A 17,322-nucleotide genomic window follows, 5' to 3' on the forward strand; every position below is an offset into this window, starting at 1 on the left:
CAATGATCACGGGGCGCATATGAAGGCCACTGATGCTGGTGTAGACGCCGCTCGTGGCTTGCGGCAGCCTATCTCGGAAGAGTTCATGATCGGTAAGCTGCATGCCGTAAAAGTCGGGGAGCGCCGGCACGCTGGCGATCAGGGTGCTGTCTTCGTGCAGCAGGGCTATGGTGTCGAATTCCCGCAGTTGCAGAAGTTGGAATGTCTGCTCTACGAAGCCTGGCTCGACCCCCGCTACGGCAATGCCGGCAAAGCTGCCATCTACATATTCGATCCGTCGGGCGACCGGCACGAACCAGTTCCCAGTTGTCCTCGACTGGACGGGACGTCCCACGAACAGGCCTATTGTCGGGTCGTCACGAAGGATCTGAAAGTATCGCCGGTCGGCCAGCGACACGCGCGGCGCGTCGGGTTGGGACGTATGGGTCGCATAGCCATCTGGTCCGACAACGTAGAGGCTGCGCACGAAATCAAGTTGCTCGCTAAGTCGGATCAGATAGGAGGCGAATTCGCGGTCGCCCTCCGGTGGCCCCGTGCGTTCCAGCATGGTCACCATCGACAAGAGCGCCGCATCCGTCCCGCGCAGCGCGAGCCGCGTGTGTTCTGTGAGCAGCGTTGTCAGATTGCCGGCCGTGGTGCGCGCGTCGTTCAGAGCATATCGAAAGGATTGCGCCAGAACGAGCGCAGACGCGACGACCACGAAGCACACAACGATCGCCGCTTCGAGTATCGGGCGCCGCGACGAGTTTGGCAGCCAAGCGCGCCAGCGTTGGGACGAAGGAGACGCCTCAAAATCCGTCATCTAATCGGTCCTCAGTCGAGGCCCGAACGAAGACGCTCTTTGCACCGCGTCGGCCGGGATAATCATCGCTGCAAGTGGATTGACTGAGAGACACCGGAGACATGCCACTTAACATCAGGCCCATCTGTGCGCACTCCTGCTTGGCCACCATACGGCACAGTCGCCGGCATGAACAGGGTCTGAGAGGAAGCTCATCACATCCCTGCGCGCGACCGTAGAAACCATGGTGTCAGCCGAAACGGCGACCCTGTGAAGAAGAGTGTCGTCCAGCCGTGCCGGGTCCGAATGCTACGCCGCTTACCGGCATCCCAAGCATCGGGAAAATGCTGCCCGACGAACGAACGGCCGGTCTGGTGAAGCTGCGGCGCAGCATCGGGTCGGCGGAGCAATGGCGGCTCTGGGCCGTTCTCGCTCACTCCGAGCTGCTTGAGGTGCATCTGAAGGCTCACGGGGACACGCAGCCATTGGACGGGGTCAAGCAGTGGAGGCTGGAGAGAGGACAATGCTGGCTGAACAGCAACACGATTTGGGACGGGGCCATAGCCTCGTTCCTGACCCTCTGAGAGCTTGTATGGGAGCGTGACACTCCCGATTGTGACCCAAGGACACGTCGAGTTGGGGTGAAGCGAAAGCAAATTTGAAGCGCATGTCACGACCAAGATGACCCACTCTTCTGACGCTCCACCGGGCTCGGCCGCCGCCATCCGCCCCGCCCCTCGGGAGACAATGCCGTCGCTACTGTCCCGGACGGCGGCCCTCCGAGGTCTGACGGTCTGGGAGATGACGGCGGAGCTGGGCATTGGTCAGAAGGCATTTCTCGACCATGCCGAGGAAGCCGTAGCGCAAGTTCGCGACCTCATGGGGTTGGAGCATGCCCGATGGTCGGAACTTCTGTCCTGGACGCCTGTCCCGGCCGAGGGCGTGAGAATGCGTTTTCGAGGGGAGGAGGTCGTCTCCCGTTCGGTCACGAACCCGACGGTACGGGGGTGTCCCCGCTGTCTCTCCGAGGACATGGAGCAGGCCATCAGCCACGCCGCTGATGCCATGGCGATGCGCGGCGATTGGCAGTTGCGGGACGTTCATCTCTGCGTCCGCCATGGCCAACCGCTCGTCGCGCTCTGGACCCGGAGTAGGAGGTCGGAGCGGTTCGACTACGCGGCCCGGCTCGGCGAGACCGTGGCGGACCTGCGCGCGGGCCGCCTGGACTTTCCCCTGGAGCAGGTGACCGAGTACGACACCTGGCTTGATGAACGCTTGGGGGCGGGCCGGGACGAGAGCTGGCTCGGGTCCTTGCCGATCGACGTCGCGGCAAAAGCCTGCCAGCGGCTGGGAGAGGCGCTTGCCACCTGGGGCGTGGCAGGCTCCGACAGTCAGGCGACACCCCCGCGCGCCCTGGGCTACTCGGTTCTGAGGAGAGGCCCATCCGACTTCCAGGATGCCCTGCACGACCTCGCATCCGCCGCCTCCGGGCCCCACGACGCATGGCGCAAGGCATTCGGAGGCCTCTACGACTGGCTGGCCTACGGCGGACAGGACGACCCGCGGTGTGACGTGCTGCGCGACCTGATGCGCGAGGTCATCCTCGACGCGTGGCCCGTGGCGGAGGGCGAGACGATCCTCGGAGTAGCCACGCCTCGCCGGCGGCTACACTCGGTTGCGAGTGCTGCGAAGGCAGGTGGGGTCTCAGAGGCTGTGATGCGGGCGTTGCTCGTGCGTCATGGGCTTGCCGAAGCGGACGATCCACGCCCGGACGCGAGGCTGACCGTGGATGCCGACAAGGCGATCCCGATCGTCGCGCAGGCATCCCGCATGATCGGGGAGCGGCAACTGCGAGTGCGGATGGGTGTCCCGTCGAAGGAGCGCTTCGAGAGCCTCGTCCGCGCCGGGCTGCTCGCCCCCGTGTTGCCGCTAGAGGTCTCGAAGCACTGCTGGGATCCGCAAGGCGCGGACCGGATGATGGACGCGCTTCTCCGTGATGGTCGGGAGGTCGACGGGTCCGACTCCGGGTGGATCCATCCGAACGCGGCCGCCAAACGCCTGCGCGTGGGCATCGAGGTCGTGATCCGTGCCATGACGGCCGGTACGCTTCGTGTCGGCGTCCTCCGGGGAGAGCGCGCCTACTCGGCCCTGCGGGTGAGAGAGGTCGAGCTCGATATCCTGCGCCCGGCGGCGCCGGATGGCCCGACGGTCTCCGAGTATGCAGCGACCGTCGGTCTGCGCCGCGAGGGCGGCCTCAACGCGCTGATCGCGGATGGGCATGTCTCGGCGACCATGATCTTCAACCCGCGCACCCGGCGAGAGGGACGGTACATGACCCAGGCCGACATCGCCGCGTTCCGGGCTCGGTTCACGACCGTCACGATCCTGTCGCGGGACCATGACCTTCCGGCGCAGCAGGTCTCGCGCCGCCTCCGGGCGAAGGGCGTGCAGCGCTTCCAGCCAGGCTCAGGTTCGACGGCGGAGACCTACGGTCCGGTCTACCTCGTTGCTGAGACCGAAGCGGTGTTCGCGTAGGCGCTCCGTCCTGCGCTGTCACGGTGGAGAGCCCAGGATGAAGGATCGTATCGCCTCTCGGCCCCACGACCGCTGCCACGGGTAGCCGACACGGGTGCAGGTGATCTTGATGTCCGCTTCGTGCTGCACGCCTGATATGCCAGAACTTCGCCACAACGCATTGTGAAGAAACAGAGATTCTACCTTCGCACCTCGGCTTGAGCTCGCCGCCGCACATTCTTGCGCAGACTTATGGTGCGTTTTGCGCAAGCTTCCCGTGAGTCTGGCAGCAGCACTAGAGCGCCGACTGGTGATCCCGGCAGGACTCGAACCTGCAACCTATCCCTTAGGAGGGGATTGCTCTATCCAGTTGAGCCACGGGACCCCGTCGCCTGACTAATCTGCGCGGCGGGTCCTGTCCACCGCGCGTGGATCAGAACAGCAGCACGTCGTCGATCTCCAGCCGCCCGCCGCCGTCGATGGTGGCGATTAGGACGGGCTCGCCGGGGCCGCGCCGCCCGTCCTCGTCGATCCTGAGTTCGCCGGTCCGCGCGTCGTAGTCGGCGAGGCCGAAGCGGATGGCCGCGCGGAACTGCGTCTCCGTCACCTCGCGGACGTCGATGGAGCCGTCGCCCAGCCCGAAGAAGCGGTCGTCGAGCGCCAGCCGGTCCCCCGCCTCGAAATCGAGGATGGTCGCGCCGCCCGGCGCATCGCTGACCTGGAAGGCGAAGAAGTCCCGGCCCGCCCCGCCGGTCAGCAGGTCGCCGCCGCCGCCGCCGGCCAGGATGTTGCGGCCCGCATTGCCCGTGATCTCCTGCGCGAGGCCGTTGCCGATCACCTGGTGGTTGCCGGTCCCCTCCAGCACCACCGCCTCGATCTCGGCGCCGCGCAGGGTGACGTCCGCGGTGGCGCGGATCGTGTCGCTGCCGCCGCCGGCGGCCTCGATCACGCGGTCGCCGCGATCGGCCCAGAGGAAGGTGTCATCGCCGGCACCCCCCTCCATCCGGTCGTTGCCGGTGCCGCCGTCGAGCGTGTCGTCGCCGCCGAGACCCCGGAGCGTGTCGTTGCCGCCGAGCCCCTCGATCAGGTCGGGGCCGGGGGTGCCGACCAGCTCGTCGTCGCCCTCCGTCGGACCGGTCGGAGTGGTCGAGAAGCGCTGGATTTCGGCGCGGGCCTGGGTCGCGCTGCCCGGGGGTGTGAAGCTTTCGGTCCAGGAGACGAGCACGTCGCCATTGTCCAGCACCGAGAGGCTGACTGCGTCCTGGCCGCGTTCCGCCTCGGAATTGGCACGGAACTCGGGGCCCTCCGGCCGTCCGTCGGCGCCGAGCAGGCGGCCGTAGATCTCGCCCCCTTCCCCGTCGCGGTCGCCGCGGTCGATCCAGGCCACGACCGAGCGGCCGTCCGGCAGGACCCCTGCGACGGGCCGCACCTGCGGCCCCGGGAGGTACTCGTTGATCAGGTAGGGCGCCCCGTCGAGGGTGCCGTCCTCCAGGACGCGCTGGCCGAAGACGTCGAAGCTGGAGCCTCCGAAGGCGCTGCCGTCGTAGACGACGGTCAGTCCGTCCCCAGGCTGGTCGAGGACGGCCGAGCTGCCGCTCGCGGTGGGCAGGCGGATCGGATCGCCGGTCCGCGCCCCGCTCGCGCTCAGTTCCTGCAGGATGAGTCCGGACGGGCCGGCATAGCTCAGCCATGCGCCGCCGCCTTCCACCTCGGCGAGGCGGATCTCCCGCGCGGTCTGATATTCCACGCTCGGCCCGACCGGTCGCGCCGCGCCGTCGAAGGCCCGGGTGTGGAGGATGCCGTCGATCCCGGCCGCGACGACGAAGCCGGATGCGGTCTGGGCAACGGCGGGCCGGCTCTCGGCCGGGTCGAGGGGGTTGGACGGCGCGACATCGTCGAAGACCCGGATCGGCCCGCCCAGCCGGGTGCCGTCCGCATCGAAGCGGTAGGCCTGAACGGTCGTCGGGTAGGGCTGGGTCAGCACCGCCTCTTCGGTCAGGAGCACGAACCCCCCGTCGGGGAGGCCGGCCATCCGGATCACGCTGAACTGCACGTTCGGGGCGCGCAGCTCGGCCGCCGCCGTCTCGGCGGCGCCGTCGTCGTAGACGGCGATATCGATGCCCCCGACCACGATGCTGGCGGCGGCGAAGCCGCCCCCCGCCAGACCCGCCGTCGGCGCGCGGGAAGAGAACGTGTCGCCGGGGACCGGTCCGAAGACCTCTCCGACCGGGGTGAAATCGTCAGCCATGCCAAATGCTCCCGCAGCAAAATCCACGGGATGCAGTTGATCCGCATGGCTTCCCCTGCGTCAACCTTTTCTCGGCTCCGGTCGGCGCCGACCCTCGTCCCGCGCGCGAGTGCATTGTGCCGGCGGGCCCGACTGCGTTATCACGAGCCACCCTGCACCCCCGGAGGCCGCCTGCGTGACGCGACGCAACCAGCACCTGACCCTGCGCGACGTCTCGGAGGCGTCCGGGGTCAGCGAGATGACCGTGAGCCGGGTGTTGCGCAATCGCGGCGACGTCGCTGCCAAGACCCGCGAGAAGGTGCTCGAGGCGGCGCGGATGCTGGGCTACGTCCCCAACAAGATCGCGGGCGCCCTGGCCTCCAACAGGGTGAACCTGGTGGCCGTGGTGGTGCCGTCGCTGTCGAACCTCGTCTTCCCCGAGATGCTGGCCGGCGTGCAGGAGGTGCTGGACGGGACCGAGCTGCAACCGGTCATCGGCGCCACCAACTACGATCCCGCCAAGGAAGAGCGGACGCTGTTCGAGATGCTGTCCTGGCGGCCCTCGGGCGTGATCGTCGCGGGGCTGGAGCATAGCGACGCGAGCCGTGCCATGCTGGCCAATTGCGGCGTGCCGGTGGTCGAGGTGATGGATGTCGACGGCGACCCGGTCGACGCGGCCGTCGGCATCAGCCACTGGCGCGCGGGCTATCAGGTCGGCACCGAGATTGCGGCCCGCCGATACGAGCGGGTGGCCGTGCTCGGCACCAAGATGGACGGCGACCACCGCGCCCGCAAGCGCATCGAGGGGCTGGAGCGCGCGCTGAGCGAGGCGGGCATCGCCGTCGTCGACCAGATGGCCTATTCCGGCTGGTCCGGCTTCGCCAAGGGGCGGGAGATGACGACCGAGCTTCTGGCCCGCGCGCCGGACGTGGACTTCCTGTTCTACACCAACGACCTGACAGGGGCGGGCGGGCTTCTCTACTGTCTCGAGAAGGGGCTCGACGTCGGCGGGGCGCTGGGGCTTGCGGGGTTCAACGCCTTCTCGCTGCTCGACGGGCTGCCGCGCCGGCTGGCCACCGTCGACAGCCGCCGGCGCGAGGCGGGGCAGGTCGCCGCCCGCATCATCAGCGGCACCCATGTCTTCGAGACCGAGGACCGCCGGGTCGAGCTGGTCCCCACCTTCCTGCCCGGCGACACGATGCGCCCGCTGCCCGGCGCCGAGACCGGGTAGGGCGCCGATGCCGAGGATGATCTTCACCGTCACCGCGGGCCGGACCGGGACGACCCTCCTCGCCCGCCTGCTGGACCTTTTGCCGAAGGTCCGTGCGACCCACGAGCCGGAGCCGAAGTTCGCCCCGCACATGCGCAGCGCCCTGATCGACCGGGACGCGGCGCGGCAGTTCCTGATCCACGAGAAGCTGCCCGTCATCGAGGCCGTCGCGGAGCCGGTCTACGTCGAGACGGCGAACCTGTTCTGCAAGGGCTTCTTCGAGCCCATGGCCGAGCTGCGCCCCGGCTTCGGCGTGATCTTCCTGCGCCGCGACCCCGGCGAGATCGCCCATAGCTACCTGTCGCGGGACACGGTTCCGGGGCGCAACCGGCTGGGCATCAAGTTCCTGCTGCAGCCCGATGATCCGGGCGTCCTGCCGATCGACGGCTGGCAGGACCTGACCGACTACCAGCTCTGCTTCTGGTACGCGCTGGAGATCGAGCGGCGGCAGCTTCACTACCGCGCCGTCTGCGACCGGACCGGGCAGAGCTTGTTCTCGATCTCGACAGAGGAGCTTTGCGTGCCGGACCGGTTCCGCGCGCTCTGCGCCGCGTTCGGGCTGAGCGTTCCCGAGGGGGCGGCCTTCGAGGCCGCCTTCGCCGCCATCGCCGGCAAGAAGCACAACCGCAACAGGGCCTATGTCGAGCGGCCCCCCGACGCCGCCGCGCAGGAGGCGGAGGTGCGCGCCCGCATCCGCCGGGCCGCGCCGCACCTGCTTTCGGCGCTCGAGGCGGCGCCTGCGGCGGAGTGACGAAGCGCGCCGTTCCGATTTCCCTCACAAGCGCGTAGTTCTGCCCCAATTCCCTGAGAATGCCCGGTCAAACCGGTCTTGCGCGCGGAGCGGGTCAGATGACGAAACAGGCCACCATATTCGAATTCCAGCACACCAGGAAGGAGGGCGTTCTCCGCACCTGGTTCCGGGGCGAGCACACCAACTTCAACCCCGACTTCGAGAAGATGGCCGCCGCCGACGCCGCCCGCCGCTTCGTCGTCCAGGGATGGGAGCCGGCGACGCGTCCCGTTACGCCCGCCACCCGCATCACCGCCTTCGGCTCCTGCTTCGCCGACAACATCTCCAACTGGCTGGCGGCGCGGAACTACGACGTGCTGACCCGGGACGAGGGGTCCAACGCCTATGTCGTGAAATGCGGCGAGGGGATGGTGAACTCCTTCGTGATCCGGCAGCAGTTCGAATGGGCCTTCGAGGGCAGGCGCTTCGAGCAGCCGCTCTGGCACGGCTACGACGCCGAGAGCTACGGCTACGACGAGGAGATCCGCCGCCAGACCCACGACATCTTCGCGAAGACCGACCTGTTCATCCTGACCTTCGGCCTGTCGGAGGTCTGGTACGACGAGGTGACGGGCGGGGTCTTCTGGCGCTCCATCCCGCAGGAGGTCTACGACCCGTCGCGCCACAAGTTCCGCGTCTCGAGCGTCGCCGAGAACCGCGAGAACATCGAGGCGATCCACGACCTGATCCGCCGACACCGGCCCGGCGCGCAGGTGATCTGCACCCTCTCGCCCGTGCCGCTGATCGCGACCTTCCGCCCCGTCTCCTGCATCTCGGCCAATTCGGTGTCGAAGGCGGTGCTGCGCGTGGCGCTGGACGAGGCCATCCGGGAGCAGGGGCCGGACGGCGTGCTGCATTACTGGCCCAGCTACGAGATCGTTCAGGACGTCTTCCATTCGCCCTTCAAGCAGGACCGCCGCCACCTGCCGCGCGCGGTGCTCGACTATATCATGATGCTGTTCGAGCAGGTCTGGTGCGACCGCCAGCCCTCGGAGGAGGAGATGTTGCGCCACTGGCTGGCTGCGCTGTCGGCGGCGGGGATGGTGTCGGACCGGCTGCAGAAGGCGATCCGGGACGACGACCTGCGCGCGCTGCGCCGGGTCATCGCCAAGCGCAAGGTCGCCCGCCACCCCGAGGCGGAGGCCGCGATCCGCGCCCATCTCGCCACCCTTCAGGCGGCGATGAGGGGCGGGTGATGCGCGACAATGCCCGCCGCGCGATGGAGCAGCTCCCGAAGGGCGGGCGCGGGGCCGAGATCGGCACCAATGCGGGCAACTGGACCGCCGGGCTGGTCGAGATCGCCGCGCCCCGGACGCTGGTCCTGATTGATCCCTGGGCCGAGGACACCGCGCGCGACGCCCGCCCCCATGCCTTCACCGCCCCGCAGGAGGCGCGCGACGCCGCGCTGGCGCAGGTGCGCGCCGCCCATCCCGAGGCACGCATCCTGCGCGCACCCTCGGAGGCGGTGCTGCCGCGGCTGCCGGACGCGTCGCTCGACTGGATCTGGCTCGATGGCGGCAAGCATGCCGACACGATCCGTGACGACCTGGCGCAGGCGGTGCGCGTCGTCCGCCCCGGCGGCACCATCGCGGGCGGCGGCTGGCATTGGGGGAAGGAACTGGGCCGCCCCGTCCGCCACCACGTCACCGCGCTGGCCGACCGGCTACCCGGTGCCGCGCTGGACCAGGGGGGGCAGTTCTGGGCGCTGCGCCTGCCCGGGACGGTCACGCTGGCGCCGAAGCCGGACGCGCCGCGCTTCCTGATCGTCACGACGATGAAGAACGAAGCGCCCTACATCCTCGAATGGCTCGCCCATCACCGCGCCATCGGCTTCACCGACTTCCTCGTCTTCACCAACGATTGCGAGGACACGACCGACCCGCTGCTCTACCGGCTGGAGGAGCGGGGCATCCTCACCCACCAGGTCAACACTGTGCTCCGCCGCGGGCCGCACAAGTCGGCGATCCGCTGGGCGCGGGAACACTGGCTGTTCCACAAAGCTGACTGGATCCTGATCTCGGACGTGGACGAGTTCCTCAACATCAGGTCCGCCGACGGAACGGTTCAGGGCCTGCTGCGCGCGCTCGGCCCCGATACCGACGTCGTCAGCTTCCCGTGGAAGGTCTTCGGCAATGGCGGCGTCGGTGCCTTCGAGGACGTGCCGGTCACGCGGCAGTTCACCTCCTGCGAGCAGGCGCCGCGCCGCGGCGGGCGGGTCATGCGGGACGTAAAGACGCTGTTCCGCAAGCCCGAGGCCATGTGGCACCTGGGCCTGCACCGTCCGCGCGTGCGGAAGGACTGGCAGGACCGGATCACCTGGCGCAGCCCTGCGGGCGAGGACATCTCGGACCGGATGAACCCCTCGACCCGCTGGGTCATGCGCTGGGACGGCAACGGCCGCGCGGCCTACATGCACCATTACCCGCTCCGGTCACGTGAGGCCTATGTGCTGAAGAAGAACCGTGGCCGGGCGAACCATGCCGGCGAGGATCTGGGGCTGGACTACTGGCGAAAGTGGAACCTGTCGGGCGGGCGCGACCGCTCGCTGGTCGAGGGCGTCCCGGGCTTCGCCGAGGAGCTGGCCGCGCTGAAGGCCGACGCGGAGACCCGGCGGCTCCACCGGGAGGGGGTGGCCTGGCACCGCGCGCAGTTCGAGACGCTGCTGACCGATTCGCGCTACCGCGCGCTCTGGACCGCGCTTTCGGAGGAGGCGGAGGGCGAGGGCTGAGCGGTCCTTGCACACGCTGCAATCGCAATCGAAGCACGGGACCGTTGCCTGAACCGCGGCAATTCCGCCACAATTCAGCCCCTAAAATTCGCTAAAAAGACGTCGTAAAGCCGTTTGAGGTGATGTGATGAATGTTTGTTTTGAAAGCGCGAAGACCGGAACCTTCTGCCTGGGCGACGCACTGGGCGGCCTTCACGGGGGAGGGCTGACCGCAGGTCATCTGGGGCTCGGCATACTGGCAGTGATCGCCGTGGCGATCGGCGTCTTCATCCTCCGTAACCCGGCCTGATCCCCGGCGCGAAACGACCCCCGCCGGGCCGGTGGCCTGACGAGGGTCGCGTGCGCGCGGCGCACCTGGGGACAAGGGGGGAAGACGGTGGCGCGCCGCGCCTCCGGAGCCGAGGGAAACCCGGCCCTGGAGGATCTCAGGCGATCACTCGGTTTCGCGGCTCTCGGCGGCGATGCGGGCGTGGATGTCGGCGGCGGTGGCCGGCGTGCCGGAGACCACCGTCGCACCCTGTAGGCCGCGGATGCCGTCCTGGCTGTCGGCATCGGCGTTGAAGCGGTCGAACGCGCCACCCAGCGCGCCCGAGCGGGTCGAGACGGTGGCGCCGGAGGCCTCGCCCGAGACCTGCGTGATGCGGTCACCCTGGGCGTCGGCCGACTGGTTGAAATGCGCGATGGCGGCGGCGGCGCCGGGCGCGACTTGCTGCGCGGCGACGGGAGCGGCGGCGGCGAGGGCGATGAGGGCGGAAGCGATGACGGTTTTCATGGCGGTATTCCTTCGTCTGTGCGTTGGGCCGGTGTTGCGGTCCGGCTGAGGTGGCATCGGGCTGCTGCCCGGTGCCGATGGGAGGGATATGCGCCCCTCCGCCTTCACGCTCAACGAACGAAAGCGTGATATCTGGCGAATTACCGCGCGCAGATGCACACAGTCCCTTCCATCCTGCACCGCCCTCACGCCCGCGGGACGGACCCTCACGCAAGCGGTACCGAACCCCCCGTTTCCGAAGCATTCGGGCCACCAACCGCCAGACACGCGCCCGCGTTCAGACGGCGGCGCGCGCGTCCTCGAGGACGAGGTCCGACGCCTTCTCTCCGATCATGATGGCAGGCGCGTTGGTGTTGCCCGACACGATCTCCGGCATGATCGAGCAATCCGCGACCCGGAGCCCCGCGATCCCGTGGACGCGCAGCCGCGCGTCCACCACAGCGCCCGGTCCCCGACCCATCTTGCAGGTCCCGGTCGGGTGGTAGATCGACACCGAGTTGTTCCGCGCCCAGTCGAGCGTCCCCTCGTAATCGTCCATTGCGAGCGAGGGATCGGGCCGGAACTCCTCGGCGATCTTGTCGGTCAGGGGCGCATGGCGCGCGATGCGGCGCGCGATCCGGATGCCGTCGACGATGGTCCGGCAATCCGTCTGGGTGCTCAGATAGCGCGGGATGATCTTGGGATAGACGCCGGCATCGGAGCTTGCGAGGCGGATCTCGCCCCGGCTTTCGGGGCGCAGCTGGCAGACCGACATGGTGAAGGCCGAGAACGGGTGCACCCCCGCGCCGGGGCTGTCGGCGGACCAGGGCTGGACGTGGAACTGGATGTCGGGCGTGGCGACATGGTCGCCGGTCTTCAGGAAGCCGGTGGCGAGCGAGGCCGCCATGGTCATCGGTCCGGATCGGAACATCGCGTATTTCAGCGCGATCCGCGCCTGGTTCATCAGGCTGCGGACCTCGTCGTTCAGCGTCGGCTCGTTGCACTTGTAGACCAGCCTTGCCTGCAGGTGGTCCTGCAGGTTCTTGCCCACGCCCGGCAGGTCGTGGAGCACCTCGATCCCCTGCTCGCGCAGCTGCGCGGCCTCGCCGATCCCCGACAGCATCAGGAGTTGTGGCGAGTTGATCGCCCCGCCGGACACGATCACCTCGCGCCCCGTGCGTACCCGCTTTTCGGTTCCCGACTTGTCGCGCCAGGCGACGCCGGTGCAGCGGGTGCCTTCGAAGAGCAGGCGGGTGGCGGGGGCGTTGGTGACGATCCGCAGGTTCTCGCGCCCGCGCGCGGGGTTCAGGAAGGCCACGGCCGAGGAGCAGCGCCGGCCCTTCCGGGTCGTCAGCTGGAAATAGCCCACGCCTTCCTGATTCGCGCCGTTGTAATCGGGGTTGAACGGGTAGCCCGCTGCCTGCGCGGCGGCGACCCAGGCGTCGCAGATCGGCCGCTGCAGCCGCATGTTCGACACCCAGAGCGGCCCCTCGGTGCCGTGATAGTCGTCCGCCCCCCGCTCCTGGTGCTGGGAGCGCTTGAACAGCGGCAGCACGTCGTCCCAGCCCCAGCCGGGATTTCCCATCTGGCGCCAGCGGTCGTAATCCTCGGCCTGGCCGCGGACGTAGAGCAGCCCGTTGAGCGAGGACGACCCGCCCAGAACCTTGCCGCGCGGCCAGTCGATCTGGCGGCCGTTGAGGCCCGGATCGGGCTCGGTCCGGTAGCACCAGTCGACGGACGGATTGTGCATCGTCTTGAAATATCCGACCGGCACGTGGATCCAGGGGTTCCAGTCGCGCGGCCCCGCCTCGAGCAGGACGACCCTGTTCCGGGGGTCGGCGGACAGCCTGTTGGCCAGCACGCAGCCCGCCGATCCCGCCCCCACGACCACGTAATCCGCCGTCATTTCCGTCATTCCACCGTCCTCCTCGGCCGTTTCAAGCGCTTTGCACAAAAGAAAGGCTTGTCAGACCGATCTTAGGATGCTGAATATTGAGACTGCAAGTTTCATAATTTGCATGTCAGGGAGGACATCATGAAAGTATCGAACGCGCTCAGCGCGATTTCCCGCCGCGATCTGTTCAAGCTGTCGGGGCAGTATGGCATGTCGTCGGTTCTTCTCGGCGCGGGCGCGCTCACCGCCGGGGCGACGTTGGGGGACGTCGCCAAGGCTGCCGAGTCGTCCTACGAGAAGCGCTTCGCCAACGAGCCGGAGCACACGTTCAAGCTGGGCGCCGCCGGTTTCAACCCGCGTAACCTGCTGATCGAGCGGGCCGGCGTGCTGGAATTCGCCCGCGACCTCGAAAGCCGCACCGACGGCCGCATCCGCGTCGAGTTCATCGGCGACAACCAGATCTGCGGCCAGCCGAACTGCGTCGAGAAGACCCAGTCGGGCATCATCGAGATGTACGCGGCCTCGACCCAGAACTCCGCCGGGGGCGCGCCCTACCTGAACGTGCTGGACTACGCCTACCAGTTCCGCACCCGCGCCGATCAGTACCATTTCTTCTACAGCCCCGAATCGGTCGAGATCCTGCGCGACCCCTATGAGCGGATGCACGGGCTGAAGTTCCTCTTCACCCATTGCGAGCTGCGCGGCATCCAGACCGGGGCCTCCTTCGCCGACAAGCCGCTGATCGAGAACATCGAGACGCTGTTCGGCACCAAGAACCGCGTCACGGGCACGCAGCTGGGCCGCATCGCCATGCAGGCGCTGAACCTGAACCCGGTGCCGATCGCCTGGGAAGAGACGCTGGACGGTCTGAAGCAGGGCCTGATCGACGGCGCCGAAACCTGGGCCTCGGCCGTGGCCTATGCCAACATGTCGCCCGTCGTCTCGCAGTCGGTCGACCTGCGCTTCTTCTGCGGCACCGAGCACACGGCGATGTCCGCCAGCGCCTTCGACCGGCTGTCGGGCGAGTTGCAGGACGCGGTCCTGGAATCGGCCTACCTGGCGCAGGTCCATGTCCAGGCCGCCAACGAGGCCGCGCTGGTCAACACCGTCGGCTTCTCGACCCCGCAGCTGCCGGGCACGATCTTCGCCGAGAACGGCGTGCGCGTCGCGCCCCTGTCCGACGCGGAGCGGGCCAAGGCCGAGCAGATGTGCTCGCCCGAGTACCAGCCCGCCCTCTGGGAGCAGTGGCGCGAGCGGCTCAACACCTGGGCCGGCGGCATCGACACCTATCAGCGCATCTACGACGTGGCGCGCCAGAACCAGCACACCCTGGCCGAGAACGTCGAGCCGCGCCGCTGGTGGAAGGCCTGATCCGCTAGGATCCGAAGACCGGGTCGGGCGCGCCCTGCGTCCGGCTCGACCGAAAGGCGGGCCCCACCGGATCGGGCGCGCCTTTCGCCGGGCGGCCGGGAGGGCCGCCGTCGTAACAGAGGGAGGGACCGTCGATGGAAATACTCGGCGGCATGGGCGCGATCATGTCGGCCCTTTTCGCGGGCGACGCCTGGATGCTGGGGGACGCGCTGCGGTCCAACGAGCCGGCCGCCTGGGCGCTGGGCCTGGTCGTGACGCTGGTCGGCGGATGGCTGGTGGCGATGCTCTATCGCCACGTCTCCGTGGTCGAGCGCTATCTCGAACCGACGGTCATGGTCGTCAGCTACCTGACCATCGGCGCGATCATCTTCGCGGGCGTCATCCAACGCTTCGCGCTGACCGGCCAGCCGCCCTGGTCGACGACGATCCCGCCCTTCCTGTTCCTCATCATGACCTGGGTCGGGTGCAGCTATAACGTCCGGCTGCGCACCCACCTGGCCTTCGCCGAATTCCGCACGGCCATGCCGCGCGGGGGGCAATTCGCCTGCCTGCTGCTGGATGCGGTGCTGTGGCTGGGCTTCGCCTGGATCGTGATCGTGACTGCCGGCCGGGAGACCGTCGCCGCCGCCGCCAACTTCCGCATCATGCTGGGGACGGACGACATCATGCAGTGGTGGTTCCTGATCTCGGTGCCGCTGGCCTGGGTGCTGCTGTCGGGACGGGTGATCGAGAACGTGATCGAGGATTACGAGCGCTATCGCAGCGAGGGTCCGATGATCGAGCAGGCCGTGATCGGGGGGGACACATGACCGACGGCACCATCATCACGCTGATCTCGGTCGGCGTCACCATCCTGTTCATGCTGGGCGTGCCGGTCTTCCTGGTGATCGGCTGGTGGGTCGTCGGCATGTCCTTCGTGCTGGAACTGCCGCTCCTCAACGTCGGCGCGGCGCTGTCGGACGTGTTCACCGACGGCTTCGCGCTGCTCGCCATGCCGCTTTTCATCCTGACCGGGGACCTCATCAACCGCTCGGGCATCGCGCGGCGGCTGTCGGACTTCGCCTATGCCTGCCTCGGCTGGATCCGGGGCGGGCTGTCGATGGCGGCTCTGGGGGCCTGCGGCCTCTTCGCCGCGATCTCGGGCTCGAATTCGGCCACGACGGCGACCATCGGCTCGATGCTGCATCCCGAGATGGTCAAGGGCGGCTACGACGAGCGCTTCTCGGCGGCCACGGCGGCGGCGGGCGGCACGGTCGGCATCATCATCCCGCCCTCGATCATCTTCATCGTCTACGGCTTCCTTCTGAACCTGCCGATCTCGGACCTGTTCGTGGCAGGCATCATCCCCGGCACGCTGATGGTGCTGGCGATGATGACCGCCGCCTTCCTGCTGGCTTGGAAGAACGGCTGGGGCGTCCTGATCGGCCTCAGCTTCAGCCGCATGCTCAAGACCGGCATCGGCGCGTGGCTGGGCTTCTTCGCCATCGGCCTCGTGCTCTGGGGGATCTACACCGGCAAGTTCTCGCCGACCGAGGCGGCGGGGGTGACGGTGGGCTTCTGCGTGATCGTCGGCTTCATCTGCCTGCCGATCTACCGGATGATGAACCGCCGGGTCGTCGGCACCCCCGAGGACCAGCCGATCGAAAACCGCGGCTATGGCGAGATGCTGGTCGTGCAGGGCTTCGGCCCGACCGAACTGCCCTCGATCACGATGCGCTCGGCGCAGATCACCGGCATCCTCGCGCCGCTGATCGCGGTGTCGGTGGTGATGCAGCAGATCCTGTCGGTGCTGGGCGCGCAGCAGGTCATCGGAGACTTCGTCACCGGCATGGGCGGCTACTACGCCGTTCTCTTCACCGCGATGGCCATCGTCTTCGTCTGCGGCATGGTGCTGGAATCGCTTCCGGTGACGATCATCCTGGCGCCCATCCTGGCGCCCATCGCCCATGAGGTGGGCGTGGAGCCGGTGCAGTTCGCGGTGATCTTCCTCGTCGGCGCCTCGATCGGATTCATCACCCCGCCCTACGGGCTGAACCTCTACGTGGCGTCCGGCGTGACGGGTGTTCCCTACTTCCGGTTGCTTCCCTATACGGTGCCCTATCTCGTTGCGCTGATAGCGGTCTGGATCATCGTCGCCCTGGTGCCCGACCTGTCGACGGCGTTGTTGCCGAACAGATAAGGAGACCGGCCTCTTGGATGGTCATCGGTCCGACACCATCCCGACGAACCTGCGCCTGCTCCTGGTGCTGGAGCAGGTGGCGCGGGCCGGGGCGCCGGTCACGCCGACCGAGGTCAACGCCGAACTAGGCCTGCCCAAGCCGACGATCCACCGGCTGTTCGCCACCCTGCTGGAGGAGGGCTTCCTCCAGCGGGACCTCGGGGGCCGGGCGTTCATGCCCGGCCCCCGCCTGCGCCGGATGTCCGGAGCGATCCTGTCCTCGTCGCCGATCCGGTCGGCGCGCCGGGCCATCCTGAAGCGTCTCTCGGCCGATCTGGGCGAGACCTGCAACATCGCGCTGCCCGACGGCGATTCGATGGTCTACCTCGAGCGGGTCGAGACCGAGTGGCCGCTTCGCATCCAGCTGCCGCCGGGGACGCGGGTGCCGCTCTACTGCACGGCCTCGGGAAAGATGTATCTCTCGACGCTCTCGCCGCGCACGCTCGACGCCTATCTCAGGACGACGGATCTCGCGCGCCGCACGTCCCAGACCTACGCCACGCCCGAGAGCCTGCGCGCCGCGCTCGACGCGATCCGGGCGCGCGGCTATTCCGAGGATCGAGGCGAGTTCATGGATGACATGATCGCCGTGGCCGTCCCCGTCTCCGATGTGGGGGGCCGGCTTCTGGCGACGCTGTCGGTCCATGCGCCGACCTCGCGGATGACGCTCGACGATGCCCGCGCCTGCCTGCCACAGCTGACCGCGGCGGCGGCCGATCTCTCGGCGCTCGTCTCCGACTGAGCGGCCCGTCTTCGGGCTGCGCCGGCCCTCTGGACC

At 68.3% G+C, this 17,322-nt stretch carries 15 protein-coding genes and 1 tRNA gene; 11 read left to right on the forward strand and 5 right to left on the reverse strand.

Annotated elements, in window-relative coordinates; all coding sequences use genetic code 11:
* The coding region (locus DR046_RS09375; protein WP_135227280.1) for a PDC sensor domain-containing protein at positions 1-802 on the reverse strand (802 nt) is incomplete at its 3' end.
* Between the two features lie 323 nt (positions 803-1,125).
* Here DR046_RS09375 and DR046_RS09380 point away from each other — a divergent pair.
* Together DR046_RS09380 and DR046_RS09385 are read left to right on the forward strand one after the other, a co-directional pair.
* Positions 1,126-1,365, forward strand: coding sequence for a hypothetical protein (locus DR046_RS09380; RefSeq protein ID WP_115382124.1), 240 nt, complete (start codon positions 1,126-1,128; stop codon positions 1,363-1,365).
* 97 nt (positions 1,366-1,462) lie between these two features.
* Positions 1,463-3,316 (forward strand): TniQ family protein, encoded by a 1,854-nt coding sequence (locus tag DR046_RS09385; protein WP_115382125.1) that lies wholly within the window; start codon positions 1,463-1,465, stop codon positions 3,314-3,316.
* A gap of 287 nt (positions 3,317-3,603) precedes the next feature.
* On the opposite strand, the gene DR046_RS09390 is transcribed toward DR046_RS09385, so the two are convergent.
* A tRNA-Arg gene (locus DR046_RS09390) sits at positions 3,604-3,680 on the reverse strand.
* Positions 3,681-3,728: 48 nt separating this feature from the next.
* Complete coding sequence (locus DR046_RS09395; protein WP_115382126.1) at positions 3,729-5,543, reverse strand: calcium-binding protein; 1,815 nt, start codon at positions 5,541-5,543, stop codon at positions 3,729-3,731.
* Between the two features lie 175 nt (positions 5,544-5,718).
* Here DR046_RS09395 and DR046_RS09400 point away from each other — a divergent pair, with 175 nt between their 5' ends.
* The 5 genes from DR046_RS09400 (at position 5,719) to DR046_RS23625 (ending at position 10,599) form a co-directional block, all read left to right on the forward strand.
* A complete protein-coding gene (locus DR046_RS09400) occupies positions 5,719-6,753 on the forward strand; it encodes a LacI family DNA-binding transcriptional regulator (RefSeq protein ID WP_115382127.1) in 1,035 nt (344 codons plus the stop codon).
* A 7-nt stretch (positions 6,754-6,760) separates the two neighbouring features.
* Positions 6,761-7,543 (forward strand): hypothetical protein, encoded by a 783-nt coding sequence (locus DR046_RS09405; RefSeq protein ID WP_135227281.1) that lies wholly within the window; start codon positions 6,761-6,763, stop codon positions 7,541-7,543.
* A 98-nt stretch (positions 7,544-7,641) separates the two neighbouring features.
* On the forward strand, positions 7,642-8,778 hold the full coding sequence (locus DR046_RS09410; protein WP_167767033.1) for a GSCFA domain-containing protein: 1,137 nt from the start codon (positions 7,642-7,644) through the stop codon (positions 8,776-8,778).
* Positions 8,778-10,310, forward strand: a complete 1,533-nt coding sequence (locus DR046_RS09415; protein WP_115382130.1) for a class I SAM-dependent methyltransferase — start codon at positions 8,778-8,780, stop codon at positions 10,308-10,310. The genes DR046_RS09410 and DR046_RS09415 overlap by 1 nt, the downstream gene beginning before the upstream one ends.
* A 127-nt stretch (positions 10,311-10,437) precedes the next feature.
* A complete protein-coding gene (locus tag DR046_RS23625; RefSeq protein WP_167767035.1) occupies positions 10,438-10,599 on the forward strand; it encodes a hypothetical protein in 162 nt (53 codons plus the stop codon).
* Between the two features lie 144 nt (positions 10,600-10,743).
* Here the strand turns inward: DR046_RS23625 and DR046_RS09420 are convergent, their stop codons facing one another.
* Entirely contained in the window at positions 10,744-11,082 is a 339-nt protein-coding gene (locus DR046_RS09420) for a hypothetical protein (protein WP_115382131.1), read from the reverse strand.
* A 277-nt stretch (positions 11,083-11,359) separates the two neighbouring features.
* A complete protein-coding gene (locus DR046_RS09425) occupies positions 11,360-12,976 on the reverse strand; it encodes a GMC family oxidoreductase (RefSeq protein WP_115382132.1) in 1,617 nt (538 codons plus the stop codon).
* 120 nt (positions 12,977-13,096) lie between these two features.
* Between DR046_RS09425 and DR046_RS09430 the strand changes: the two genes are divergently transcribed.
* The 4 genes from DR046_RS09430 (at position 13,097) to DR046_RS09445 (ending at position 17,286) form a co-directional block, all read left to right on the forward strand.
* Positions 13,097-14,326 carry a TRAP transporter substrate-binding protein gene (locus DR046_RS09430; protein ID WP_115382133.1) on the forward strand — a complete coding sequence of 410 codons (1,230 nt, stop codon included), beginning with the start codon at positions 13,097-13,099 and terminating at the stop codon, positions 14,324-14,326.
* Positions 14,327-14,460: 134 nt separating this feature from the next.
* Complete coding sequence (locus DR046_RS09435) at positions 14,461-15,135, forward strand: TRAP transporter small permease (protein ID WP_115382134.1); 675 nt, start codon at positions 14,461-14,463, stop codon at positions 15,133-15,135.
* Entirely contained in the window at positions 15,132-16,505 is a 1,374-nt protein-coding gene (locus DR046_RS09440; protein ID WP_115382135.1) for a TRAP transporter large permease, read from the forward strand. The genes DR046_RS09435 and DR046_RS09440 overlap by 4 nt, the downstream gene beginning before the upstream one ends.
* A gap of 13 nt (positions 16,506-16,518) precedes the next feature.
* Positions 16,519-17,286 (forward strand): IclR family transcriptional regulator, encoded by a 768-nt coding sequence (locus DR046_RS09445; protein WP_115382136.1) that lies wholly within the window; start codon positions 16,519-16,521, stop codon positions 17,284-17,286.
* Positions 17,287-17,322: the final 36 nt, after the last annotated feature.

The sequence above is a fragment of the Jannaschia formosa genome (genome assembly GCF_003340555.1).
GTDB lineage: Bacteria > Pseudomonadota > Alphaproteobacteria > Rhodobacterales > Rhodobacteraceae > Jannaschia > Jannaschia formosa.